We start from the raw sequence: 24466 nt of genomic DNA, 5'->3' as shown, positions 1-24466 counted from the left end.
GCAGCCGGAAGGTGGCACCCTCAGCGGGCCGCCGTGCGCCGAAGTGCTTCGGCCGCGCCGCTCGCGCTGCGCAGCGGCATCGGTTCGATGTCGGTCGTGATGTCGGCGAGGTCGCCCGGCAACGAGGTGGAGTTGGGCCGTCGGCCACCTCGGCCTTCGCCCAGCACCTGCCATCCCCCACGCGTCAGAGTGATGTACGCACCACAGCGCAGCCCGTGCAGGGTGCATGCGTCCCGCAGTCCCCACATCCACGCTCCGTCCTCCTCCGTCCAGCGCTCGTCGCCCTCGCGGCAGTAGAGCAGCACGGCGGTGCGCACGGGCGTGCGGCGGCGCAGGTCGTGCGGGATGACCCGGCGCAGATGAGCAAGCACTACGTTGCGGAACTCCCAGCCGTCGACGGGCGCGGATCGCCGGGGGAACGACGCGCTGGCAGCGAGCCGTTCCTCGTGGTCGAGCACGGCGACCACGGCGGTCTCCGGTGTCGGCTGGTGCCGGGTGTGCAATCCGCTGACCACCTCGCGGGGGTTGCGCAGCAGCGGTATACCGGCCGCCGCCCACTCGGCGGGCTCGAGCATCCTGGCGAGCCGGCTGGCGGAATTGGCCGACGTCGCGAGCGAAGTGGCTGCGGACGGAGCGAATCCGAAGGTCACGGTCCTCCCTTCGCATACGCGCCGACAGTGCGGGCAGGGTCGAGTGGGGGCGCACCGCGGCACGGCCCTTCCGGACCGCGAACGGGCCGCACGGGGAGCACGGGGAGCACTCCAATTCTTCCTGTCGCGTGAGCATGGGGCAACGAGCAATTTGGCGGCACCGACGGGAATCGGCGGGTATGAGGCTCATATTCCTGCCTTATCCCTGCCCAATTGCGCCGCCGGCGACCCCTCGTGTCACGTCTGAGCCGCGAGGACCAGCGGAAACACCCCCCTCGCACCAGACCTGCGCAGCAGCCTCGCCGCCACCGCGAGGGTCCAGCCACTGTCCGAAAGATCGTCCACCAGCAAGACAGGTCCGTCGGCCGAGACCAGCTCCTCGGCCAACCGGGGCGGCACGATGAACGCCTCATGCAGGGCCCGCACCCGCTGCGCGCTGTTGGTGCGCGAGATCCGAGTGTCCATTGCCTCAGGTGCGTACTCCACGGTGCCCAGCAGCGGCATCCTGCCGACCTCAGCGATCCGGGCGCCGAGGGATCCGACCAGCTGGGGCCTGCTGCGCGAGGCGACAGTGACCACACCGACCGGCCGGGGCGGTGCGTCCGGCGCACCGGACGCCCATCCGCCAGGACCCTTGGCCCAGTCGGCGAGCACGGTCACCACCGCTTTCACCACATCGTCCGGAACTGGACCGTCCGGAGCCTGTGCCGCGAGCATCGGGCGGAGCCTGTTGCCCCAGCCGATGTCGGACAGCCTGCCCAGCGCGCGGCCCGCGAAGGACTGCTCCCCTTCAGGGATTCGGCCCTTGAGCGCGACCCCAACTGCTGCCAGCCCGGTCGGCCACATCTTGCGGGGCTCCACCTCCACGCCCGGCCTGCTCAGCTCCCCGCGCGCGGCATCCAGGGCCGCACCGGAGACCTTGTCGCTGAACCGGGCTCCCGAGCAGTTGTCGCAGCGCCCGCAGGGAGCGGCTTCCTCGTCGTCCAGCTGCCGCCGCAGAAACTCCATCCGGCAATTTGCCGACCGCGCGTAGTCGCGCATCGCCTGCTGCTCGGATTCCCGCTGCCGCGCGACCCACGCATACCGCGCGGCGTCGTACGACCAGGGCTGCCCCGTCGTGGTCCAGCCGCCCTTCACCCGGCGCACCGCACCGTCCACGTCCAGGACCTTGAGCATGGTTTCCAGCCGGGTACGCCGCAGCTCGACCAGCGGCTCCAGCGCGGGCAGGGAGAGCGGCCTGCCCGCCTGCGCCAGTACGTCGAGGGTGCGCCGCACCAGTTCCTCAGGCGGGAAGGCCACCGAGGCGAAGTACTGCCAGATCGCCTCGTCCTCCCGGCCCGGCAGCAACAGGACTTCCGCGTGCTTCACGCCACGGCCCGCGCGGCCCACCTGCTGGTAGTAGGCGATGGGGGACGAGGGCGAGCCCAGGTGCACGACGAATCCGAGATCGGGCTTGTCGAAGCCCATGCCCAGCGCGGACGTGGCGACCAGGGCCTTGACACGGTTGGCCAGCAGATCTTCCTCGGCCTGCTGCCGGTCGGCGTTCTCCGTGCGGCCGGTGTACGAGGACACGGTGTGGCCGCACTGCCGGAGATACACGGTCACCTCCTCGGCCGCAGCGACGGTCAGGGTGTAGATGATCCCGGAGCCGGGCAGCTCACCGAGGTGATCGGCCAGCCAGGCCAGCCGGGTCGCGGCATCGGGGAGCTGAAGCACGCTCAGGCTGAGACTCTCCCGATCCAGCGGGCCGCGCAGTACGAGTGCGTCCGTGCCCGCTCCCGTGCCCAGCTGCTCAGCGACGTCCGCGGTCACGCGGGCATTGGCCGTCGCGGTGGTGGCGAGCACCGGGACTCCCGCCGGCAGCTCCGCCAGCATCGTGCGCAGCCGTCGGTAGTCCGGCCGGAAGTCATGGCCCCAGTCGGAGATGCAGTGCGCCTCGTCCACCACCAGCAGTCCGGTGGCGGCGGCCAGCTTGGGAAGCACTTGGTCACGGAAATCGGGGTTGTTGAGCCGCTCAGGACTGACCAGCAGCACATCCACCTCGCCCGCGGCCACCTCGGCCTGGACCATGTCCCACTCCTCGGTGTTGGAGGAATTGATGGTCCGGGCACGGATGCCGGCTCGGGCCGCGGCTTCCACCTGGTTGCGCATGAGCGCGAGCAGGGGCGAGACGATCACAGTCGGGCCGCTGCCGCGCTCGCGCAGCAGCGAGGTCGCGACGAAATACACCGCGGATTTGCCCCAGCCGGTCCGCTGCACGACCAGCGCCCGGCGCTTGTCGGCGACGAGCGCCTCGATCGCCCGCCACTGGTCCTCGCGCAGCCGGGCGGTGCCCGTGGTGTCCGAGACGAGGCGGGCGAGTACGGAATCGGCCGAGGCCCTGAGGTCTGCGGGATCTGCGACGTCTGCGTTGGTCATGCCCCCATGCAACCCGATGCCGCCGACATTGCGCGAACGAGACCGCCAGCCTGTGGATAACGTTATCCACAGGGGTCGCGGAGCCGGGGCCGCCGCGGGACGGTCGTGGCATGAACAAGCACCACGAACCCACCGGTCCGGCCGACGAGCAGCAGATCACCCTGCGCGGCCCAGCCGAACTGGCTGACGCCCTCCCGTACATGATGGGCTTCCATCCGAGCGATTCGATTGTGCTGGTCGCGCTGCACGGCTCCCGGGGCCGTTTCGGCGGGCGGCTGCGGCTCGGCATTCCACGCTCACCGCGCGAATGGTCGCCCGTGGCCCAGCAGCTCGCGGAGTGCCTGATCGAAGGCAGCGAGCGCCGCGGCTCCCGCCCCGACGGCATCGTCGTCTTCCTCTGCCAGGACCCGGCTGAAGGCGAGACCAGCCACCGGGTCATGGAGCGGCTGCGCCCCCTCGCGCAACGGCTGAGGACCGCCTGCGGCACCTTCGACGTGCCCGTCTTTGAGGCGCTCTGCATTTCCGACGGCCGCTTCTGGTCGTACTGCTGCCCCGACTCGCGCTGCTGTCCGCCCGAAGGCGATGTCCTGGCTCTGCCCGGCACCTCTGTGATGGCCGCGGCCGCCGCATACGCCGGCATCCAAGTACGTGGAACCCTGAGGCAGATGGAGGCGCGGCTCGAGCCGATGGCCACTGCGTCCGCCGCCGACCAGGAGAAGGCGCTGGACGCCGCGGGCGCCGCGCTGGTGCCCAGGATCCTGGACGGAGAGGGGCGTCAACAGGTCGCCGCGGAGACCCTCGCGCTGGCCCGCCGACTGATGAAACGCATTGCGGAGACCCCTCGGTCCGGGGGCTGGGCCGAGACGGATGTCGCGGACGACAGGCTCATCACTCACGACGAGGCGGCCGCCGTGGTCCTTGGCCTGCAGGACCGGGACACCCGGGACCGGGCCGCGGAATGGATGGAGGGACCGGACGCGGATCCCGCGCTGCGGCTCTGGCGGGCGCTGTCCCGCCGTTGTGTCGGCCCCTACTCCGAGCACGCCGCAGCACCGCTCACGCTCGCCGGCTGGGTCGCCTGGTCCACCGGCGACGAACCCGGCGCGAGAGTCGCTCTTGGTCGTGCCCTGCGCGTCGACCCCGAGTATGTCTTCGCCCGCCTGCTGCACCAGGCCTGCAACGAGGGACTTGATCCGGAGGCCCTGCGCAGCTGTCTGCGCAAGGAGCACGGCTCAGGGGTGTCCGCCGCTGCCCGCGGGGCAGGCGGGCACCCGCACCGCCCGCGTTCTCAGCAGGTCCGTCCGCCCGCAGGCAAGAAGGGTCAGCCGCCTGCCGGGACGCGTCCCGAAAAATCGGTGTCGAGGAACCGCAGCAGGGGGAGCAGGCGCAGCGGGCAGCGTGGCACCAGGAGTGGGCGATGACGGCCGTGACCCGGGCGCCCGTGCCGCCGTTCACCGTTGTGGCGGAGTCGTACGACCCGTGCCGTCGTATTCGCAGCGGCTGTCCGGAGCGCACGGAAGGCACAGCAGAACCCCCATGGCCATCACCGCCCCTCGCCCGCCCCACCTGCCGCAGACGGGACAGAGCTCCGGCTCCGGTCCGGCGCTGCCCGGAGGCGGACGGCCCGGTGATCTGCCGCCGGTGCACAACATGTTCATCTGCGTCGCCCTGCCGTGCCTGGCGATCTCCCCCGAGCACGGCCAGCTCACCGGGATGGGACTCGAAGGCGTCTACCACTCGGGTCGACGGCTGCTCTCCCGATGCCAGTTGCGGGTCGCGGGGCGCGAACCCGTCGCGGTGCAGGGCAGATTGGTCTCCGCGCACCGGGCCAGATTCATCGCGGTGGTCCGCACGCCCGCCGACACCGGACCCGATCCGAAGGTCGGGGTGGAGCGCTCGCGCGACGCCGACGGCACGGAACGGATCACGCTGCGCAGCTCGGCGGAGAGACCCCTCAGGCTCCCGGTGGAGATCACGCTCGACACCGACCTCGCCGACCTGGGCGCGGTCGCGGCCGGACGGCCCGGCCCCGAACTGCGCGCCAGCGTCCATGACTCGGGCATGCGCTGGTCCGCCGGCCGGGGTGCCCATGTCGTGGTCACCGCGGATCCGCCCCCGAAGGACGCTCTGGCCTCCGCGGGAATGCTGCGCTGGGAGGTGGAGCTCGCACCCGGTGCCTCCCACACCATCGAGCTGCATGTCCGCTCCGACCGCCCGGCCCGGTCGTCCGGCCGGACATGCAGTCATACCCTGCCCGAGGCGCGGGCAGAGGGGGACGACCCCAGGCTGCAGGCACTGCTCAGGGTCGGCCTGGGCGACCTCAGGGCACTGCTGCTGCGGGACCCCGGAGGATCCGCCGATGTGTATCTGGGCGCCGGGGTGCCCTGGCGTTGCGGGCCGGTACCCGCCGAAGCGCTGTGGGCCGCACGCATGGCGCTCCCGCTCTCCACCCGGCTTGCCTCAGCCACCCTGCGTACGTTCGCCCGCACCCAACTTCTGGGTCATGGGCCGGACTTCGGGCGCATCCCCGGCCCGATGAGGGATGCGGGCCCGCATCTGCCGTCGAGTTGTACGGGCGTCGAAGCGACCCTCGCGTTCCCCGTGGTCCTTGCCGAGGCGTGGCGCTGGGGACTGCCCGAGCAGGAGCTGGCGGGGCTGCTGCCGATGGCGGAGCGCTGTCTGCACTGGCTGCGGCAGGCCGCGGGCGACGACGGAATCCTGTCCGAGCCAGGGCCGTCCGGAGTCCAGCGCGCCGAGACCCAGGCCCATGCCCATCGTGCCGCACTGCTGGGCGCCGACCTGCTGGAGGCCTACGGCCGTCCAGGAGCCGACGCCTGGCGCGAGTGGGCGAGCGAACTGCGCCACCGTTTCCGGGAGGACTTCTGGATGGACGACAGTGCGGGCGGCCGTCCCGCGGCGGGGCGGCTGCCCGACGGCCGGCCAGTGCCGCACCTTGGTGGTGGTGCCGCGCACCTTCTCGACACCGGACTGCTCGGCGGCGGTCGGTATGCCCCCGGGCTGCTGAACAGGGTGCAGACCGGGCAGCTGGCGTTCGGCCACCGCGCCGGAGCCGTCCGGATACACGACACGGTCGTCGCCGTCGCGGGGCTGGCCGCCGCCGGGGACGAGAAGGAGGCGGTGTCACTGCTGCGTGGGGTCCTCGACGCAGCCGAGGCCTTCGGGTACCGGCTGCCCGAGATGTACGCGGGGGAGCAGCGCACGGCGGACGGCGTTCCGGTGCCGCACCCGGCCGCCTGCCGCCCGTCGGCCCTGGCCGCGGCCGCCGGGGTTCAGCTTCTGATGACCCTCGTCGGCATTCGCCCGGACGCCCCTGGCTGTACGGTCGCGCTGCACCCGGTGCGCTGCGCTCCCCTCGGTGCCGTACAGAACTCCGGGCTGTGGGTCGCGGGAGAGCCGTTCGCTGTACGCGTCAGTAGGCTCGGCCTGGGGATGGTGGAGGAGGCCGCCGACGGCCTTCAGTTGGGGGTGTGATTGGGGTGGGTGGGCGGGGCGGGGGAGTGGGTGAAGAAACAGTTGCCGCAGGTGGCGAAGGGAGTGTTTATCGTCAGGCAGACGACTATGATCACGGCATGTCGCCCTACGACCCGTCGGCCTTTCCGCCCTTTGCTGTCACCGTCGACCTGGTCGTGCTCACCGTGCGTCGTCATGCGCTCTGCGCGCTGGTGGTACGCCGCGGAGAGCCGCCGTTCCAGGGCCGGTGGGCGCTGCCCGGCGGCTTCGTCAGGGGTGACGAGGATCTGGCGGCAGCAGCAGCGCGCGAGCTCGCCGAGGAGACCGGGCTGTGCGCGCACGACCCGGCCTCCCCGGCACCGGGAAACGGCGCACACCTCGAGCAGCTGGCCACGTACGGCGACCCCAAACGGGACCCCCGTATGCGAGTTGTCAGCGTCGCCCATCTGGTGCTTGCGCCCGACCTTCCCGCGCCCCGAGCGGGCGGTGACGCGAACAGCGCGCGGTGGGCCCCTGTCGAGGATCTCCTGGGCCAGGAGAACGGGTTCGGCCGCGAAGGCGAGCAGCCCGCCCCGCTCGCCTTCGACCACGCGCGGATCCTGGCGGACGGCGTCGAAAGGGCCCGCTCCAAGATCGAGTACTCCTCACTGGCTACAGCGTTCTGCCCACCGGAGTTCACGGTCGGCGAGCTGCGACGGGTGTACGAGGCCGTGTGGGGCGTCGCGCTCGACCCCCGCAACTTCCACCGCAAGGTCACCGGCACCCCTGGGTTCCTGGTGCCTGCGGGCGGCACGACCACCCGCCAGGGCGGCCGTCCCGCGCAGCTGTTCCGGGCAGGCGGCGCGACCTTGTTGAACCCGCCGATGCTGCGTCCGGAAGTCTGACCGAAGCCGTCCAGAGCCCGGTCGAAGCTCGGCCGCGCCGTCCGGCCCGAGCCCGGTCGAAACCCGCCCCCGCGTCCGGACAGGACTCCCGGCCGACGTCGGTGAAGGGCTGACACCCGGGCCCTGCCGTTGCGCGAAAAGTCAGAAATGTCGCGTTATCTTGCTGGGTACCCGCCCTGCCGCCGAGCGGTCTCACCTTCCGCGAGAGAAGCGATGCTCCAGGCCATCGGACTGACCAGCACCCCCCGCCGAGACCTCCCGCCCGCCGTCGACGACCTCACCTTCGAGGCCCGGCCAGGCAGTATCACGGTGCTCGTCGGAGCCAACGGCTCCGGCAAGACGACGGCGCTGCGTCTGATGCTCGAACTCGAGACCGGACGGGGCATCACCTACTTCCGCGGCAACCCCCTCCACCGCATCGCCCACCCGGCCCGCGAGGTGGGGGTGCTCCTCGGCGACGTGCCCGGCCATCCGGCACGGACCGCCCGGGGCCAGCTCCGTATGCTCTGCGCCGCCGCCGGAGTGCCTGCCTCACGCGCCGACGAGCTGCTCGAAGCCGTCGGTCTCACCGGCCTCGGCGGCCGACGTCTCGGCACGCTCTCGCTCGGGATGGACCGCAGGCTCGGGCTCGCCTCCGCGCTGCTGGGTGACCCACAGACGCTCATCCTCGACGAGCCCGCGAAGGGTCTCTCGCCCCGCGAGAACAGCTGGCTGTACGGCCTGCTGCGCACCCACGCCGCCCGCGGCGGCACCGTCCTCTGCACCACCAGCGACCCCAAGGAGGCCGCGCGCCTCGCCGACCGCGTCGTCACCCTCGATGCCGGCCGCCTCGTCGCCGACCAGGACGCAGCCGCCTTCTCCCGCACCAGGCTCCGCCCCCGCGTGGCAGTCAGTACCCCGCACGCCGCACGCCTGGCCGCAGTTGTCACCCGCGAGGCGCGTGCCGCCCGGCGCTCGGTCGAGGTTGTCGCCGAGGGTGGCAGCCTGCTCTCCGTCTACGGCAGCAGCTGCGCCGAGATCGGCGAAACCGCCTTCCGGCACGGCGTACTCGTCCACCGGCTCAACGACGAGGTCGGTGACACGGGCCTCGCGCCGCCCCCCGCCCCCGCCCCGTCCGCCTCCGCGCCGCTCTCCGCCCCCGACCCCGACGCCGTGAAGCCCTCCGGCCCCGACCTCGACGCCGTGAAGCCCTCCGCCCCCGACGCCGAGAAGCCCCCCGCCCCGACCGCCCCCCGAGCCACGCAACACCCCGACCCCCATTCACTCCCACCCCCAGCCCGACCCCCGGTCCGGTCCCAGCCGCGCCCCGTACGCAGCCCCCTCAGGCCCCTGCGGTACGAACTACGCCGCCTCCTCGGAGTCCGTACCGCCCTCCTCGTCGCGGCAGCCGTCCTCGTCGCCTCAGCCGCCCTGTGCGTCCTGCTGGCCAGTGTCGGCTCCACCCCCCTCCCGACCGCGCTTGCCGCCTGGCCCGAGTTCCTTCCGCTGCCGCCCGCGGCCTTCGGCGCCGGACTGCTGGGGGCGCTCTCCTTCGGCGAGGAGTTCCGCTACCCCGCGCTGGCCGCCGCCCGCGGCACCGTGCCCCGCCGCCTCGGCCTCCTGCTGGCCAAGCTCGCGGTGACCGCCATGGCCGCGCTGTTGCTCGCGTTCATCACCGTGGCGGCCGACGTCCAGGCCCTCCGCCTCGTGTACGGAAGCGATTTGGCCCAAGTCCCGCGGAACTGGCCCGACCTGGCCGCCAGTTGGGGAGGGCTCGCGGTGGGCTGTGCCTGGGCGGGGCTGCTCGCCGCCGGAATCTGCCGGGTCACGGCCGCCGGAGTGGCTGCCGTACTTGCCGTACCGGTCGTCATCGCCCCGCTCGTACAGACGGCGCTCGCCGCTCCGTCAGTCCGTTCGATCGCCGGACTCCCGGGCAGGCTGCGCGAGCTGGCCTGGGTGCAGCTGCCGCGGCAGGCGGACGACTGGCTGATGACCGGGGGGAGCCTCCTCGCCCAACCTGTCGGCGCGGCGCTGGCGTTGTCGTTGTCGGCTCTGATCTGCGCGTATCTGTTCACGGGCCTTCGTCGTAGCGCCCGTTGGTGATCATGATCGACCGGGTCTCGGCGAACTGCTCACAACTCCCTTGAGTGCGCCCGCTTCTTTCCGATAAGGCGTCAATTGCGGGGCCAGCGCCGATCACCCTTTCGTGTGCTTTTCACCAAAGACCTCAAGGGCCGCTGAACCCGAGCCGACAAAGGATGCGTGAGTACCCTTGCGCACACCATGATGACCGCCGCCCGCCCCGCCGAGTCCGGCCTCGCCGGCCCGGGCGAACTCGACCGATACCCCTACGCGGAGTCGCCCGGCGCCGACCGCGTCGGCCCTCCCTCCTGGGACGGCTCCGAAGCCGAGTTGGGCCGGGTCGGCCGCCGTGCAGCAGGCAGCCGCGGCCGCGGACTGCACGGCCAACTCGTCCAGCAGCTTGGCCAGATGATCGTCTCCGGAGACCTCGGAGCCGACCGCCCGCTCGTCCCAGAGGAGATCGGCCAGCGCTTCGAGGTCTCCCGCACCGTCGTCCGGGAGTCGCTGCGCGTCCTCGAGGCCAAAGGCCTGGTCAGCGCCCGCCCCAATGTCGGCACCCGGGTCCGTCCGGTCAGCGACTGGAATCTGCTGGACCCCGACATCATCGAGTGGCGCGCCTTCGGTCCGCAGCGTGACGACCAGCGCCGCGAGCTGAACGAGCTGCGCTGGACCATCGAGCCGCTCGCCGCCCGCCTCGCTGCAGGTCACGGCCGTGAGGACGTCCAGCAGCGGCTCGCCGACATGGTCGAGATCATGAGCCATGCGCTCGCTCAGGGTGACGGGATCACCTTCTCGCGGGCCGACGCGGAGTTCCACTCCCTGCTGATCCAGCTCGCGGGCAACCGCATGCTGGAGCACCTCTCCGGCATCGTCTCCGCGGCCCTCCAGGTCTCCGGCGGCCCGGTCACCGGCTGTGACCGCCCCACGGAGGTCTCCCTGACCCACCACGCGCGGATCGTCGACACCCTGGCCACCGGCGATTCGCACGCCGCGGAGTCGGCCATGCGTCAACTGCTCACCGTCCACCCGGAGGTGGAGCGAGTCGTGCCCGCGCCGCGCGAGCACTGACCGCGGGGCACGGTCAGGAGTATGGAGGCGTACGCATCGCGTGTCGCCGGATTCCACGGGGGTCCGGCGGCACGATTGTGTGGTGATCTCCCCCTCTGGTCGTTTCGTCGTAAATGAGGTGTGACTCGGGCCACGTGGATTGGGCGTAACACTCCTCGAAACAGTGCGATGACCTAAGAGGTGAGAGCCGCGGAGGGAATACAGCCGCCAGTGAGCGCGCTGTTCAAATCCGAGGCTCAGCCCGCGCCACCGGCACATCCGCAGCCTGGTGGTCGTCGGCTCCGGCCCGATCATGGGCGGGGCCGGAAGCCGTTTCCATCGTTCCGAGAGGTTGTTCGTGTCGGCCAGCACATCCCGTACGCTCCCGCCGGAGATCGCCGAGTCCGAGTCTGTGATGGCGCTCATCGAGCGGGGAAAGGCTGATGGGCAGATCGCCGGCGATGACGTGCGTCGGGCCTTCGAGGCTGACCAGATTCCGCCAACCCAGTGGAAGAATGTTCTGCGCAGCCTCAACCAGATCCTCGAGGAAGAGGGTGTGACGCTGATGGTCAGTGCCGCGGAGTCGCCGAAGCGCGCCCGCAAGAGCGTCGCAGCGAAGAGCCCGGCAAAGCGCACCGCCACCAAGACTGTCGCGGCCAAGACCGCCACGGCGAAGACCGTCGCGGCCACCGCGGCGCCGACGGCCGAGACCGTCGACGTCCCGGCCGACGAGGTCGAGGCAAACGCGCCTGCCAAGAAGGCCGCCGCCAAGAAGACGGCAGCCAAGAAGACGGCGGCGAAGAAGACCGCCGCCAAGAAGACCGTGGCCAAGAAGGCCACGGGCAAGAAGGATGCCGACGAGGCCGCCGAGGGCGAAGAGCTGCTCGATGAGGTCCAGCCCGGTGGCAAGGGCGAGGAAGAAGAGGCCGAGGGCGAGAACAAGGGCTTCGTTCTCTCCGACGACGACGAGGACGACGCGCCTGCGCAGCAGGTCGCCGTCGCCGGCGCCACCGCCGACCCGGTCAAGGACTACCTCAAGCAGATCGGCAAGGTCCCCCTCCTCAACGCAGAGCAGGAGGTGGAGCTCGCCAAGCGCATCGAGGCGGGTCTGTTCGCCGAGGACAAGCTGGCGAACTCCGACAAGCTCGCGCCGAAGCTCAAGCGCGAACTGGAGATCATTGCCGAGGACGGCCGCCGCGCCAAGAACCACCTGCTGGAGGCCAACCTCCGCCTGGTCGTCTCCCTGGCCAAGCGGTACACGGGCCGCGGCATGCTCTTCCTGGACCTGATCCAAGAGGGCAACCTCGGTCTGATCCGCGCGGTCGAGAAGTTCGACTACACCAAGGGCTACAAGTTCTCCACGTACGCCACCTGGTGGATCCGTCAGGCGATCACCCGCGCCATGGCCGACCAGGCCCGCACCATCCGTATCCCGGTGCACATGGTCGAGGTCATCAACAAGCTCGCGCGCGTGCAGCGCCAGATGCTCCAGGACCTGGGCCGTGAGCCCACCCCGGAGGAGCTGGCCAAGGAGCTCGACATGACCCCCGAGAAGGTCATCGAGGTCCAGAAGTACGGCCGTGAGCCGATCTCGCTGCACACCCCCCTCGGTGAGGACGGCGACAGCGAGTTCGGTGACCTGATCGAGGACTCCGAGGCGGTCGTCCCGGCCGACGCGGTCAGCTTCACGCTGCTGCAGGAGCAGCTGCACTCGGTGCTCGACACCCTGTCCGAGCGTGAGGCGGGCGTGGTCTCCATGCGCTTCGGTCTCACCGACGGCCAGCCGAAGACCCTGGACGAGATCGGCAAGGTCTACGGCGTGACGCGTGAACGCATCCGGCAGATCGAGTCCAAGACCATGTCGAAGCTGCGTCACCCGTCGCGTTCGCAGGTTCTGCGCGACTACCTCGACTAGGTCGCGGCCGTACGTCGACGAAGGGCCCGCATCCCGTCAGGGGGGCGGGCCCTTCGTCGTGCGCCCTGCGTAGAACCGCAGGTGCGCATCGTGTGTGCCCGGGTGCGGGCTGTGGTCTGCTGGCTGACTCTGAGTGGACTCGTTTCACGCTGAGTCAGGAGGCCCTTATGCGTCGTTCCCTCGCCCGAGCCCTGACCGGGGCGCTGGCCCTGATCACCGCGGCGGCATTGGCGCCGTTGACATCGCCCGTGCCGGCCGCCGCCGACGGAGTGGTGGTGGGCGGCTATCCGGCACGTGTCGCCGACAGCCCATGGGTCGTTGCGCTGGCCAGCCGTGACCGGTTCGGGGGTAAGCGCGCCGGTCAGTTCTGCGGAGGTGTCGTGGTGGCGCCGACAAAGGTGCTGACCGCCGCCCACTGCCTGAGCCGGACTGTCCTCGGCCAGGAGGTGAGCGAGATCCGCGACCTCCGCGTCCTCTCGGGTCGCTCGGAACTGGTCGGCGCGGGAGGCCAGGAAATCGCGGTCAGCGGCACCCAGGTCGCGCCGAGGTACGACCCGACGACGAACAACGTGGACGTGGCGATGCTGACGCTGGCCAAGGCGCTGCCCGCCTCCCAAGTGATCGGTCTGGCACGTTCCGGAGACGCTGCGTACCGACCGGGGACGAGCGCCACTGTCTACGGCTGGGGCGATACGAAAGGGGATGGCAGCTATGCGTCCACCCTCCACGCCGCGCAGGTGACGATCCTGTCGGACCAGGCCTGCGGACAGGCCTATCCAGGCGGCCTGAGCGGGCGCTACGTCGCGTCCACGATGCTCTGCGCAGGAGACGCCAGGGGTGGGCGGGACGCCTGTCAGGGGGACAGCGGAGGGCCGCTGGTGGCCGGCGGGAAGCTCATCGGCCTCGTCTCGTGGGGCAGCGGCTGCGGGCAGGCGAGCAGCCCGGGGGTGTATACGCGGATCTCGGCCGTGGTCCGGTGGTGAACCGAGGCCTGAGATCTGACGCCGACACCTGAGGCCTGAGGTCTCAGGCAGGACGCCTGAGCGACCGCCGCGCCGCGGTCACGGTATGAGAGCGGGCGGCCGCCCCTGGTATTCAGGGGTGGCCGCCCGTCGGCCGGTCCTGGAGACCGGCCCGTGGCTCGTCGTGGGATGCGAGGTGTCAGTGTTCCTCTTCACCGACAGCGGCCGGTACGGCCGTGAGTCGGTCGGTCTCATCCTGTATTTCCGCGGCGATCTTCTTGAGTTCCGGCTCGAACTTACGTCCGTGGTGGGCGCAGAAGAGCAGTTCACCGCCGCTGGTCAGGACGACACGCAGGTACGCCTGGGCGCCGCAGCGGTCGCAGCGATCAGCGGCCGTCAGGGGGCTCGCGGGGGTCAGAACAGTAGTCACGTCGCCTCTTCTCTAGCTCGACGAGCTGTCGTACCAGGGTCAACATCCAACCAGCCCGAAAACGTTCCCGCTCGGGGCTTTTCCTCGAAACTTCTTCTCAAGGTTGCTGTCTGTTGCCGGTTGGCGGCGAATGAGCCGTATTGCTTCGCTCTACGGATTTCGCGTTGCTTGTCTCGTTTGGCCCTCCCGGCTGGGTTGCCGGTTGTTGATGAGGACGTGCCCGGAGCCTAAATGGTTCATGCCTGGAAGGGAACGTGATGTGCACGTCACTCCATCGAGGGATCGAACATGTATACGAGGCTGGGCTAGCATCAGAATTCACGAGGGTGGCGTTGCATCGGCTCTACCAGGCCTCGGTACCCTCTGACCGGCGACCGACGCCGGGCCTGTACCCCACTGGGCCACAACTGAAATTCAGCGAGGAGCGAACCGCGTGACCGCCGAAACGTCCGTGCCGTCCACAGCGGTGCTGACCGCAGACCGTGACGGTTCCAACTACACCGCGCGGCACCTGCTCGTACTCGAGGGGCTCGAGGCGGTCCGCAAGCGCCCCGGAATGTACATCGGGTCCACCGACAGCCGCGGTCTGATGCACTGCCTCTGGGAGATCATCGACAACTCCGTCGATGAGGCCCTCGGGGGCCATTGTGACCACATCGAGGTGATCCTGCACGAAGACGGATCCGTCGAGGTCAAGGACAACGGCCGGGGCATCCCCGTCGACATCGAGCCCAAGACCGGCCTCTCCGGCGTCGAGGTCGTGATGACCAAGCTGCACGCCGGCGGCAAGTTCGGCGGCGGTTCGTACGCCGCCTCCGGCGGTCTGCACGGCGTGGGCGCCTCCGTCGTCAACGCCCTCTCCGCCCGCCTCGACGTCGAGGTGGACCGCGGCAGCGCGACGCATCTGATCAGCTTCCGGCGCGGGGTCCCCGGTATCTTCACCGAGTCGGGCCCGGACGCCCCCTTCGACCCGGCGAACGGGCTGCTCAAGGGCAAGCGCGTGCCCAAGACCCGTACCGGCACGCGCGTGCGGTACTGGGCGGACCGGCAGATCTTCCTCAAGGACGCCAAGCTCTCTCTGGAGCACCTCCACCAGCGCGCCCGCCAGACTGCCTTCCTGGTGCCCGGCCTGACCATCGTGGTGCGCGACGAGCGCGACCTGGAGGGCGAGGGCAAGAGCGAGGAGATCTTCCGCTTCGACGGCGGCATCAGCGAGTTCTGCGAATACCTCGCCCAGGACAAGGCCGTCTGCGACGTGCTGCGGCTGACCGGGCAGGGCTCCTTCAAGGAGACCGTCCCGGTCCTCGACGACCGCGGCCATATGACCCCCACCGAGGTCACCCGGGAGCTCGGCGTCGACATCGCCCTGCGCTGGGGCACGGGATACGACACCGCCGTCAAGTCCTTCGTGAACATCATCGCCACCCCAAAGGGCGGCACCCATGTGACCGGCTTCGAGCGCTCCATCACCAAGACGGTGAACGAGGTGCTGCGCTCCGCCAAGGTGCTGCGCGTCGCCGAGGACGACATCGTCAAGGACGACGCCCTGGAGGGCCTCACCGCGGTCGTCACGGTCCGGCTGGCGGAGCCGCAGTTCGAGGGCCAGACCAAGGAGGTGCTGGGCACCTCGGCGGCCAACAGGATCGTGGCCAATGTCGTCGCCAAGGAGCTCAAGGCGTTCTTGACCTCCACCAAGCGGGACGCCAAGGCACAGGCCCGCGCGGTGCTGGAGAAGGCCGTGGCCGCCGCCCGTACGCGTATCGCGGCCCGCCAGCACAAGGAGGCGCAGCGCAGGAAGACGGCCCTGGAGACCTCCTCGCTGCCCGCCAAGCTCGCCGACTGCCGCAGCGACGACGTGGAGCGCAGCGAGCTCTTCATCGTCGAGGGGGACTCGGCACTCGGCACCGCCAAGCTCGCCCGGAACAGCGAGTTCCAGGCGCTGCTGCCGATCCGCGGAAAGATCCTCAACGTACAGAAGTCGTCCGTCTCGGACATGCTCAAGAACGCCGAGTGCGGGGCGATCATCCAGGTCATAGGAGCCGGGTCGGGCCGGACCTTCGACATCGACGCTGCGCGTTACGGCAAGATCGTCCTGCTGGTCGACGCCGATGTCGACGGCGCCCACATCCGCTGTCTGCTGCTCACGCTCTTCCAGCGCTATATGCGGCCGATGGTGGAGGCGGGCCGGGTCTTCGCCGCCGTGCCGCCGCTGCACCGGGTCGAACTTGTCCAGCCCAAGAAGGGCCAGGACAAGTACGTGTACACGTACTCCGACAACGAGCTGCGCCAGACGCTGCTGGAGTTCCAGCGCAAGGGGGTCCGCTTCAAGGACTCCATCCAGCGCTACAAGGGCCTCGGTGAAATGGACGCCGATCAGCTCGCGGAGACCACGATGGACCCGCGCCACCGCACCCTGCGCCGGATCAACATCGGTGACCTGGACTCCTCCGAGCAGGTCTTCGACCTGCTCATGGGCAATGAGGTCGCGCCCCGTAAGGAGTTCATCACCAGCTCCGCCGCGACGCTGGACCGCTCACGGATCGACGCCTGACGACGGCCCTGCCCACCCAGGGGTGGAGCCGTCGGCTCCACCCCTGATCCGATCCGGGGCCGGGGTTCCGCTCCGTAGCATCAAGGGCGACGGAGGGGGACCCGACGTGCCCAGCAGCCAGTGGACCGAGTGGCCCACGCGGGAAGCGCTGTCCCTGGTGGGCGTACCGCGTGTCCGCATCGCCCTCGACATTGCCGTGCGGGCCTCCATGGCGGCCTGGGCCGTCTCCAGCGCGTACGCATCGGGCGCCTTCGACGGCTGGCGGTCGGTGCTTCCGGCGCTCGGCCTGCTTTGCTGCACCGCGGCCGTCCTCGGCTACCGCCAGACGACCCTGGCCAACCGGTTGCTGCCCTCGCTCGGACTGCTCGCAGCCGTGGCCGCGGTGGGGGCGGGGGCGTACGCCGCCGGAGCGGACGTTTCCTCGACGGTGCTATGGATCTCGGCCTCTGTCATGGCGATGGAGCGCATGCCGCTGGCCCCCGGTCTGGTCACCGGTGTCGTGATGGTCAGCCTCTTCGCGCTGGTCCAGGACAGGAGCGCCCTGGGGGCCGGGATCACGATGGCCTCCGTGCTGCTCGGCGGCTACTCACTGCGCCTCGACGCCCAGGCCCGCAGCGCCGGATTCCGGCTGCTCGCCCAGGAGCGGGCCGCGCGCGAGGCCGAGGCCACCTCCGCGGCCCTCGCCGAGCGGGCCCGAATAGCCCGCGAGATCCACGACGTCCTCGCGCACAGCCTCTCCGCGCAGCTCGTTCATCTGGAGGCGGCCCGGCTGCAGATCGAACTGGGCCCCGAAGGGCCGTTCCGCGAACAGATCCTGGAGCGGGTGGTGGCCGCCCGGGTCATGGCCCGGGAAGGCCTCGCGGAGACGCGGCAGGCGCTCTCCGCCCTGCGCGGCGAGATGGCTCCCGTCGAGGACTATCTGCGCGAGCTGGGAGTCGCCGACGGGGCGGAGACCGAGGTGACGGGCGAGCGGCGGCAGCTGACCGCCGAGGCCTCGCAGGCGGTACGGCGGGTGGCGCAGGAGGCCCTGACCAACGCGCGCAAGCACGCGCCCGGCGCAAAGGTACGCATGCTGCTCGTGTACGAGGACGGCGAAGTGGCTTTGGAAGTACGGGATTCGGGAGCCGCCGGCCAGGCCGGTGAGCTCGGGACCTCCGGTTCCGGGTACGGTCTGCTGGGTATGCGCGAACGCGCCGAACTGCTCGGCGGCACGCTGGAGGCGGGACCGGAGGGAGAGGGCTTCGTGGTGCGGCTGCGGGTGCCGGCATGACCGCGCGGATCGCCAGAGTGATCGTCGCCGACGATCAGGCGGTGGTGCGCGAGGGCATTGTGATGCTCCTGGGGTTGCTGCCCGGAATCGAGGTCGTCGGCTCGGCAAAGGATGGTGGGGAGGCCCTCGCCCTGGTCGCCGAACTCGCCCCCGACGTCGTCCTGATGGACCTGCGGATGCCCCGCTGCGACGGGGTCGAGGCGACCCGCCGTATCCGCGGCGAACACCCCGGCACCCAGATCGTCGTGCTCACCACCTATGCCGACGACGACTCGCTCTTCCCGGCCCTGCGGGCGGGAGCGCGCGGCTATCTCACCAAGGACGCCGACGGCGACGAGATCGTGCGGGCCATCCAGGACGTCATGGCAGGCCGGGCCGGGCTTTCGCCGGTCGTCCAGCGCCGGCTGCTGGAGCAGGTCACCTCGGAGCCCGAACCCTCAGGGCCGAAGCTGCCCGACGGGCTGACCGCGCGCGAGGGCGAGGTGCTGGCCCTGATCGCGGACGGCCTCACCAACGCGGACATCGCCCGCAGGCTGCACATCTCCACGGCCACCGTGAAGACCCACATCAACAACCTCTTCTCGAAGGCAGGCCTTCACGACCGTGCGCAGGCGGTGCGGTACGCCTACCGGGAAGGCCTCGCGCAGCCACCCGGGTCGGGGATCACCTGATGGGGTGAAGACCGGCGGGAGATGCGTCCGGGATCTTCCTGCTCTGTCCATCCTTGTACACGCGGCCGAAACGGTTCGCCGACAAGGAGAGTTGATCGGTGGAGAAGCAGGAAGGGCGGGACGCCGCGGGGGTACGGCTCGACGACCCGTGGTACGACGCGCTGGCCTCCGGCTGGGGCGAGCTGGACGGCACAGGTGCCCCCGCGCCCGTCCTGCCGCCGCAGTCCGCGGACCGGCAGAACCCCGGGCCGTGCGCGGCCGACATCTATCTTGAAGTGCAGCGCAGCGCCGCCTTCCAGGAGGTGCGCGGCCGCTACCGGAGGTTCGTCGTCCCCGCCGCCCTCGCCTTTCTCACCTGGTACTTGGCGTACGTCGTCGCGGCCACCACGGCTCCCGGGCTGATGGCCCGGCCGGTTGTGGGCGCGGTGAATGTGGCTATGGTCGCCGGGCTCGGACAGTTCCTCACCACCTTCCTGCTGACCTGGGCGTATGCCCGCCATGCGCGGCTGCGCCGGGACCGGGCCGCGCTCGATCTGCGGTGGACCGTGTTCGATCAGACAAGGGCGCAGCAGCAGACGAGAACCCAGGAGCAGGCAAGGGCGCTGGAGCAGGCAAGGGCCCAAGAGCAGGCGAGAGCACAGGAGATGACGCGGGGGCACGAGCGTTGAGCGGCGACCACCAGACTCTGGCGCTGCTGCTCTTCAGCGCGTTCATCGCGCTCACCCTCGCCATCACGACCTGGGTGAGCCGAAACAGGCGAGGTTCCGCAGAAGAGTTCTACGCGGGCGGGCGGCTTTTCTCCCCCATGGAGAACGGGTTTGCCATCGCCGGCGACTACATGTCCGCCGCCTCGTTCCTCGGCATCTCCGGCCTCATCGCCCTCTACGGCTACGACGGAATGCTTTACTCCGTCGGCTTCCTGGTCGCCTGGCTGGTCGTCCTGCTCCTCGTCGCCGAACTCGTGCGCAACTGCGGCCGGTTCACACTCGCCGATGTCGTCGCATCGAGGATGAGCGAGCGTCCGGTGCGCATCGCGGCGGGAACTTCTTCGGTCGCCGTGTCCGTTCTCTATCTGGTGGCGCAGATGGTGGGGGCCGGCAGCCTCGTCGCGCTGCTGCTGGGCGGTACGAGCGAAGCCGCGCGCTCGTGGACCGTGATCGGCGTGGGTGCACTGATGGTGATCTATGTGTCGTTGGGAGGGATGCGAGCCACCACCTGGATCCAGATCGTGAAAGCCGTGCTGCTGATGGCGGGCGCGATCGCGATGACCGTGCTCGTACTGACCCGCTTCCACGGCGACTTCAACCAGCTGCTGAACTCCGCCGCCGAACGGAGCGGCCACGGCAAGGACTTCCTCTCGCCCGGCCTCAAGTACGGCGGGAACTGGACCGCGCGCCTCGACTTCATCAGCCTCGGCCTGGCACTTGTCCTGGGCACGGCGGGGCTGCCGCACATCCTGTCCCGCTTCTACACCGTGCCGACCGCGCGGGCCGCCCGCCGCTCGGTCGTCTGGTCGATCGGCCTCATCGGCAGCTTCTATCTGATGACGATCGTGCTCGGCTTCGGCGCGGCCGCGGTGGTGGGCTCCGACGCGGTACGGGCGTCGAACGCCGCTGGGAACACGGCGGTTCCGCTGCTCTCCCTCAACCTGGGCGGGGGCGCCGGATCGACCGGCGGAACGGTTCTCTTCGCGGTGGTCGCGGCCGTGGCCTTCGCGACGATCCTCGCCGTCGTCGCCGGTATCACCCTCGCCTCCTCGGCCTCGGTCGCCCACGATCTGTACGCCTCACTCAAGCGGCGCCACTCCAAGCAGCGCAGCGAGGTCGCGGTCGCCAGGGTCGCCGCGGTCGGCATCGGGGCGGCCGCCATTGCGCTCGGCCTGCTCGCCCGCGACCTGAACGTCGCGTTCCTGGTGGGCCTGGCCTTCGCGGTCGCCGCCTCCGCCAATCTGCCCGTACTGCTCTACTCGCTGTTCTGGCGGAACTTCACCACGCGCGGCGCGGTGTGGTCGGTGTACGGCGGACTGATTCCGGCGGTGCTGCTTGTGGTGTTCTCGCCGGTCGTGACGGGCAGCCCGGAGGCGCTCTTCCCGGGGGTGGACTTCCATGTCTTCCCGTTGCAGAACCCGGGGCTGGTCTCCATCCCGCTGGGCTTCCTGGCGGGCTGGATCGGCACCGTAACCTCTACTGAGCCGCCGGACGCCGCGAAGCACGCGGAGACGGAGGTGCGGGCGCTTACGGGCGCGGGCGCGGTCTGACGCTCGCGGCGTGGTCGAAGGCCGCCCGCGGACCGGGTTTTCAGATGCTCGCAGACCAGAGGTACCGGTGCTCCGGGCGGCCCGTCTCGCCGTACTTCAGGCTCAGTTGCACTCGGCTCGCCCGCTCCAGCAGCTTCAGATAACGCTGCGCCGTTTGCCGGCTCACCCCCGCGCGCTCCGCGATCTCCTGGGTGGACAGCGGTCCTTCGGCGGCCAGCAGCACCTGGCGCACCAGCTCGGCGGTCGTTGGCGAGTGGCCCTTGGGCAGGTCGGGGGCGATCGAGCCGGCCGACAGTGCCCCGAAGATCCGGTCCACCTCGGCCTGTTCCGCCTCGCCGCCGCCCTCCAGGGTGCGGCGGAGCGAGGCGTACGCCTCCAACTTGGCGCGCAGGCCCGCAAAGTTGAACGGTTTCACCAGGTACTGGAGCGCGCCATGGCGCATCGCCGCCTGGACAGTGGCCACATCCCGGGCCGCGGTCACCATGATCACGTCGGTCTGGTGGCCCAGCCTGCGCAGCTCCCGTACGACCGCGAGCCCGTTCCCGTCCGGCAGATAGTGGTCGAGCAGGATCAGATCCACCGGACTGTCGGCGATCCGGGCGAGCGCCTCGGCCGCCGAGTAGGCCTTCGCGGAGACACGGAAGCCGGGCACCTTGGACACATAGGCCGCGTTGATCTCCGCGACCCTGATGTCGTCGTCCACCACCAGTACGTCGATCATCGTGCCTCCACGACCGTGGCCAGCCCCGGCTCGGTCAGCGCTTCGGGGAGTACGACGGTGAACTCGGCGCCGCCGCCCGGCGCCTCGCGCACCCGTGCGCTGCCGCCCTGCCGTTCCGCGAGCCTGCGCACCAGCGCCAGACCGAGTCCGCGCTTGCCGTGGGCAGGGAGTTCCTTGGTGGACCAGCCCTCGGTGAAGATCAACTCCCGCTGTTCGGGCGGGACTCCGGGGCCGCTGTCCGCGATCCGCAGGACGGCCGTACGGCCCTCGGCCCGCAGCTCGACCTCGATCCGCGGGTCCTGCGATCCGGCGGCCGCGTCCAGCGCGTTGTCGATGAGGTTCCCGACGACGGTGACCAGACCGCGCGGGTCCACCAGCCGGTCGGGCAACAGCGTCCCCGGCGCGATGCGCAGCGAGACGCCGCGCTCCGCCGCTACCGTCGCCTTGCCCACCAGCAGTGCGGCCAGCAGAGGGTCGTGGATCTTCTCGGTGACCTGCTCGGCGGTGGCCCGGTGCACGCCGACCACCTCGGTGACGAACTCCACTGCCTCCTCGTGCATCTCCAGTTCGAGCAGTCCGAGCAGGGTGTGCATCCGGTTGGCGTGCTCATGGTCCTGTGCGCGCAGGGCGTCGATCAGTCCGCGGGTCGAGTCCAGCTCGCGGCCGAGCTGCTCCAGCTCGGTGCGGTCGCGCAGGGTGGCGACGGCGCCGCCGTCGTCGGTCGGCATCCGGTTGGCGATCAGCACCCGGTTGCCTCGTACGGTCAGCAGGTCCTCGCCGGTGACCCGACCTGCCAGTACATCGGTCGTTCTGCCATCGCCCAGCACCTCGTCGAGCGGCCGCCCCATCACCTCTTGGCCGAGGCCGAGCAGCCGCTGCGCCTCGTCGTTCATCAGCCGGATCCGGCCCGACCTGTCGAGGGCCACGACCCCTTCCCGGATGCCGTGCAGCATCGCCTCGCGCTCCGCCAGCAGCGCGGAGATGTCGGAGAAGGCCAGGTCGTGCGTCTGCCGCTGGAGCCTGCGGGAGATGAGATAGGCGGCCAGGGCCCCGACGGCCAGTGCCCCGCCGGCGTATGCGAGCAGCCCCGGGATCGCGGCCAGCAGCCGGGCGCGCACGCTGTCGTACTCGATGCCGACCGACACCGCGCCGACGATCCTGCCGCTGTCGTCGCGCAGCGGCACCTTTCCGCGGGCGGATCGGCCGAGTGTCCCGCTGTCGATCTCCATCACCTCGTTGCCCGCCAGCGCCGCGCTGGGGTCGGTGGAGACGACGCGGCCTATCTCCTGGGGGGCGGTGTGGGACCAGCGCACCCCGCGCCTGTCCATGATCACGACGTACTCGGCACCGGTGGCCTCCCGGATCCGCTCGGCCTCGGCCTGTACCGGACCGGCGGCCGTCGGCCGTGAGCCGAGCAGCTCGTCGGCGACCTCCGGGGAGGCGGTGGTCTCGGCGATGGCGAGCGCCCGGCGCATCGCCTGATCGTCGAGCTGGGCGCTGAGCGGCGCGAGGAAGAGACCGGTGGCCAGCACAGTGACACCGGTGGCTATGGCCAGCTGCATCAGCAGGACCTGGGAGAAAACCCGCTGCGGCCAGCCGAACCGCCGGCGCCGGGCGGGGGTGGTCGGAACGGGGCTCATGCCTAGGAACGGTAGAGGGCCGAGCGGCCTTTCCGAAATTTCCACTCACGCGCCCTGGGCGGCGGTGGACCTCGCCGACTTCGAGCAGGTCGCCGCCCCGGTCGGCCGCCCCGCCGAATCGCAGGTCACCGTCCGGCTCCCGGCCGGTATGAGCATCCGCCATCTGCGCCTCACTGTGACGGCCAACACCGGCTGGCCGACGGCGCAGGTCAGTGAAGTGGAGGCCTATCGCTCCTGACGAGACCTACCGCTCCTGACGCGTCGAGTCCTCCTCCTGCTCACGGCAACGGCCTGGGCGGGCGGGGGCCGTCGTACTGCCCACTCGGACGCATCCGCAGCGGGCGCTCCTCGTACTCCTCCATCGCGTGCGCGATCCAGCCGGCCGTACGCGCCACGGCGAAGACCGTCTCGCCCGCCTCGGCCGGCATCCCGGACGCCACCGAGAGCACCGCGAGCGCCAGGTCGACATTGGCGTGCAGCTCCACATGGCGGGCCGTCGTGGCCTCCACCTCGCGTGCCGCCTCGAGCGCGGGACGGGCGGTGGGCAGCTCGGCCAGTACGCCGAACAGCGCCTCGGCGCGGGGGTCCTTGCCCGGGTAGAGCCGATGGCCGAGACCCGGCACACGACGGCCCGCCCGCAGATGGTCCGCCACGACGGCCGCGGCGCTTCCCCGCTCCAGGACCTCGGCCAGCATGCGGTGTGCGAGACCGCTGGCGGCCCCGTGCAGCGGGCCGTCGAGTGCGCCGAGTCCTGCCGAGACCACGGCGTACGGATGGGCGCGCGCGGATGCGGCGACCCGCACGGCGAGCGTCGAGGCGGCCAGATCGTGGTCGATCAGCAGGGAGAGAGCCATGTCCAGGGCCCGAATGAATGACTCGTCCGGGCGCTCGGCGGTCAGTCGCGACCAGAGCCGCCAGGCGATCCGGCCCTCGCCCCGGTGCGGCCTGCCGACCGTAGGCAGGGCATCTACGAGGGTGGGGATCAGCGTCCGGGCGCTGCCGAGCACGGCGTCCCGGTCGAGGTCGAAGCGCAGCGGATCCGCGACCGCGGCCGCGATGGCGGCCACCCGGAGCCGGTCCGCCGAACCGCTGTGCGCGGGCAGCGCCTCGACCGCGCGACGGGCGGCGGCGAGCGGCTCGGCGGGGGCGGTGAACCGGACACCGGCCCGCAGGGTGCCGGTCCAGAGCCAGTCGGCGACCTCCTCGTAGCCGTAGCGGCGGGCGAGTTCGGTGGCGTCGACGCCCCGGAAGTAGTAGCGGTCCTTGTCGATCAGCGTGATGCGGGTGCGGATCCGCTGAGTGACGTCGCCGACGGAAGCGGGCTCCCGTCGGCCCTTGCGGGAGAGCGCGTCGACCTCATTGGCGTCGAAGGTGCTGCCGCGGCCGCTGGGATCGCGCCTGCTGGAGAGCTGGCCGCGGCTGACATACGCGTACACCGTCTCGGGTTTCACGCCGAGCCGTGCGGCCGCCTCCTTGGTGGTCAGCCGCTCGCCGTCCGCTGCGTGGTCCGTCATGCCG

Annotated in this window: 19 protein-coding genes; 13 read left to right on the top strand and 6 right to left on the bottom strand. The window is 70.7% G+C overall.

Annotated elements, in window-relative coordinates:
* Positions 1-20: 20 nt before the first annotated feature.
* Both QFZ67_RS09645 and QFZ67_RS09640 read right to left on the bottom strand, forming a co-directional pair.
* A complete protein-coding gene (locus tag QFZ67_RS09645) occupies positions 21-650 on the bottom strand; it encodes a hypothetical protein (protein ID WP_307660683.1) in 630 nt (209 codons plus the stop codon).
* A gap of 237 nt (positions 651-887) precedes the next feature.
* Positions 888-3068 carry a RecQ family ATP-dependent DNA helicase gene (locus QFZ67_RS09640; protein ID WP_307660682.1) on the bottom strand — a complete coding sequence of 727 codons (2181 nt, stop codon included), beginning with the start codon at positions 3066-3068 and terminating at the stop codon, positions 888-890.
* A gap of 110 nt (positions 3069-3178) precedes the next feature.
* On the opposite strand from QFZ67_RS09640, the gene QFZ67_RS09635 reads away from it, so the two are divergent.
* The 7 genes from QFZ67_RS09635 (at position 3179) to QFZ67_RS09605 (ending at position 13429) form a co-directional block, all read left to right on the top strand.
* Positions 3179-4489 (top strand): DUF4192 domain-containing protein, encoded by a 1311-nt coding sequence (locus QFZ67_RS09635; protein ID WP_307660681.1) that lies wholly within the window; start codon positions 3179-3181, stop codon positions 4487-4489.
* Positions 4490-4604: 115 nt separating this feature from the next.
* Complete coding sequence (locus QFZ67_RS09630) at positions 4605-6560, top strand: glycogen debranching N-terminal domain-containing protein (RefSeq protein WP_373429975.1); 1956 nt, start codon at positions 4605-4607, stop codon at positions 6558-6560.
* A 98-nt stretch (positions 6561-6658) separates the two neighbouring features.
* Positions 6659-7423, top strand: coding sequence for an NUDIX domain-containing protein (locus tag QFZ67_RS09625; RefSeq protein ID WP_307660680.1), 765 nt, complete (start codon positions 6659-6661; stop codon positions 7421-7423).
* A gap of 213 nt (positions 7424-7636) precedes the next feature.
* Positions 7637-9505 carry an ATP-binding cassette domain-containing protein gene (locus QFZ67_RS09620; protein ID WP_307660679.1) on the top strand — a complete coding sequence of 623 codons (1869 nt, stop codon included), beginning with the start codon at positions 7637-7639 and terminating at the stop codon, positions 9503-9505.
* Between the two features lie 159 nt (positions 9506-9664).
* Positions 9665-10552, top strand: coding sequence for a FadR/GntR family transcriptional regulator (locus QFZ67_RS09615; protein ID WP_307660678.1), 888 nt, complete (start codon positions 9665-9667; stop codon positions 10550-10552).
* A 337-nt stretch (positions 10553-10889) separates the two neighbouring features.
* Positions 10890-12446 (top strand): RNA polymerase sigma factor, encoded by a 1557-nt coding sequence (locus QFZ67_RS09610; RefSeq protein WP_307660677.1) that lies wholly within the window; start codon positions 10890-10892, stop codon positions 12444-12446.
* Positions 12447-12613: 167 nt separating this feature from the next.
* Positions 12614-13429: a serine protease gene (locus QFZ67_RS09605; RefSeq protein WP_307660676.1), complete on the top strand. Its 816-nt coding sequence runs from the start codon at positions 12614-12616 to the stop codon at positions 13427-13429.
* Positions 13430-13607: 178 nt separating this feature from the next.
* Here the strand turns inward: QFZ67_RS09605 and QFZ67_RS09600 are convergent, their stop codons facing one another.
* Positions 13608-13838 carry a hypothetical protein gene (locus QFZ67_RS09600; RefSeq protein WP_307660675.1) on the bottom strand — a complete coding sequence of 77 codons (231 nt, stop codon included), beginning with the start codon at positions 13836-13838 and terminating at the stop codon, positions 13608-13610.
* A 433-nt stretch (positions 13839-14271) separates the two neighbouring features.
* On the opposite strand from QFZ67_RS09600, the gene QFZ67_RS09595 reads away from it, so the two are divergent.
* The 5 genes from QFZ67_RS09595 to QFZ67_RS09575 all read left to right on the top strand — a co-directional run bounded on the left by QFZ67_RS09595 (position 14272) and on the right by QFZ67_RS09575 (position 20587).
* Positions 14272-16389: a type IIA DNA topoisomerase subunit B gene (locus QFZ67_RS09595; RefSeq protein ID WP_307660674.1), complete on the top strand. Its 2118-nt coding sequence runs from the start codon at positions 14272-14274 to the stop codon at positions 16387-16389.
* Positions 16390-16495: 106 nt separating this feature from the next.
* Complete coding sequence (locus tag QFZ67_RS09590; RefSeq protein ID WP_307660673.1) at positions 16496-17659, top strand: sensor histidine kinase; 1164 nt, start codon at positions 16496-16498, stop codon at positions 17657-17659.
* Entirely contained in the window at positions 17656-18330 is a 675-nt protein-coding gene (locus QFZ67_RS09585) for a response regulator transcription factor (RefSeq protein ID WP_307660672.1), read from the top strand. Before QFZ67_RS09590 ends, QFZ67_RS09585 begins: the two co-directional genes overlap by 4 nt.
* A gap of 98 nt (positions 18331-18428) precedes the next feature.
* Positions 18429-18998, top strand: a complete 570-nt coding sequence (locus QFZ67_RS09580; RefSeq protein ID WP_307660671.1) for a DUF485 domain-containing protein — start codon at positions 18429-18431, stop codon at positions 18996-18998.
* The gene (locus tag QFZ67_RS09575) at positions 18995-20587 is read left to right on the top strand and encodes a cation acetate symporter (protein WP_307660670.1); all 1593 of its coding nucleotides are present in this window, start codon (positions 18995-18997) and stop codon (positions 20585-20587) included. Before QFZ67_RS09580 ends, QFZ67_RS09575 begins: the two co-directional genes overlap by 4 nt.
* Before the next feature lie 40 nt (positions 20588-20627).
* Here the strand turns inward: QFZ67_RS09575 and QFZ67_RS09570 are convergent, their stop codons facing one another.
* Both QFZ67_RS09570 and QFZ67_RS09565 read right to left on the bottom strand, forming a co-directional pair.
* Complete coding sequence (locus tag QFZ67_RS09570) at positions 20628-21308, bottom strand: response regulator (RefSeq protein WP_307660669.1); 681 nt, start codon at positions 21306-21308, stop codon at positions 20628-20630.
* Positions 21305-22948 (bottom strand): sensor histidine kinase, encoded by a 1644-nt coding sequence (locus tag QFZ67_RS09565; protein WP_307660668.1) that lies wholly within the window; start codon positions 22946-22948, stop codon positions 21305-21307. The genes QFZ67_RS09570 and QFZ67_RS09565 overlap by 4 nt, the downstream gene beginning before the upstream one ends.
* 64 nt (positions 22949-23012) lie before the next feature.
* Here QFZ67_RS09565 and QFZ67_RS09560 point away from each other — a divergent pair, with 64 nt between their 5' ends.
* The gene (locus QFZ67_RS09560) at positions 23013-23186 is read left to right on the top strand and encodes a hypothetical protein (protein WP_307660667.1); all 174 of its coding nucleotides are present in this window, start codon (positions 23013-23015) and stop codon (positions 23184-23186) included.
* A gap of 40 nt (positions 23187-23226) precedes the next feature.
* On the opposite strand, the gene QFZ67_RS09555 is transcribed toward QFZ67_RS09560, so the two are convergent.
* Positions 23227-24462 carry a citrate/2-methylcitrate synthase gene (locus QFZ67_RS09555; protein WP_307660666.1) on the bottom strand — a complete coding sequence of 412 codons (1236 nt, stop codon included), beginning with the start codon at positions 24460-24462 and terminating at the stop codon, positions 23227-23229.
* Positions 24463-24466: the final 4 nt, after the last annotated feature.

Origin of the sequence: Streptomyces sp. V1I1, assembly GCF_030817355.1 — a bacterium.
Taxonomy (GTDB): Bacteria; Actinomycetota; Actinomycetes; order Streptomycetales; family Streptomycetaceae; genus Streptomyces.
The sequence above is the reverse complement of the archived record's forward strand: the minus strand, read 5'-3'. Positions and strand labels throughout refer to the sequence as shown.

Coding starts and splice junctions, on each gene's coding strand:
- QFZ67_RS09555 (WP_307660666.1), bottom strand. CDS start 24,462: ATGACGGACCACGCAGCGGACGGCGAGCGGCTGACCACCAAGGAGGCG.
- QFZ67_RS09585 (WP_307660672.1), top strand. CDS start 17,656: ATGACCGCGCGGATCGCCAGAGTGATCGTCGCCGACGATCAGGCGGTG.
- QFZ67_RS09625 (WP_307660680.1), top strand. CDS start 6,659: ATGTCGCCCTACGACCCGTCGGCCTTTCCGCCCTTTGCTGTCACCGTC.
- QFZ67_RS09570 (WP_307660669.1), bottom strand. CDS start 21,308: ATGATCGACGTACTGGTGGTGGACGACGACATCAGGGTCGCGGAGATC.
- QFZ67_RS09605 (WP_307660676.1), top strand. CDS start 12,614: ATGCGTCGTTCCCTCGCCCGAGCCCTGACCGGGGCGCTGGCCCTGATC.
- QFZ67_RS09620 (WP_307660679.1), top strand. CDS start 7,637: ATGCTCCAGGCCATCGGACTGACCAGCACCCCCCGCCGAGACCTCCCG.
- QFZ67_RS09565 (WP_307660668.1), bottom strand. CDS start 22,948: ATGAGCCCCGTTCCGACCACCCCCGCCCGGCGCCGGCGGTTCGGCTGG.
- QFZ67_RS09635 (WP_307660681.1), top strand. CDS start 3,179: ATGAACAAGCACCACGAACCCACCGGTCCGGCCGACGAGCAGCAGATC.
- QFZ67_RS09640 (WP_307660682.1), bottom strand. CDS start 3,068: ATGACCAACGCAGACGTCGCAGATCCCGCAGACCTCAGGGCCTCGGCC.
- QFZ67_RS09630 (WP_373429975.1), top strand. CDS start 4,605: ATGGCCATCACCGCCCCTCGCCCGCCCCACCTGCCGCAGACGGGACAG.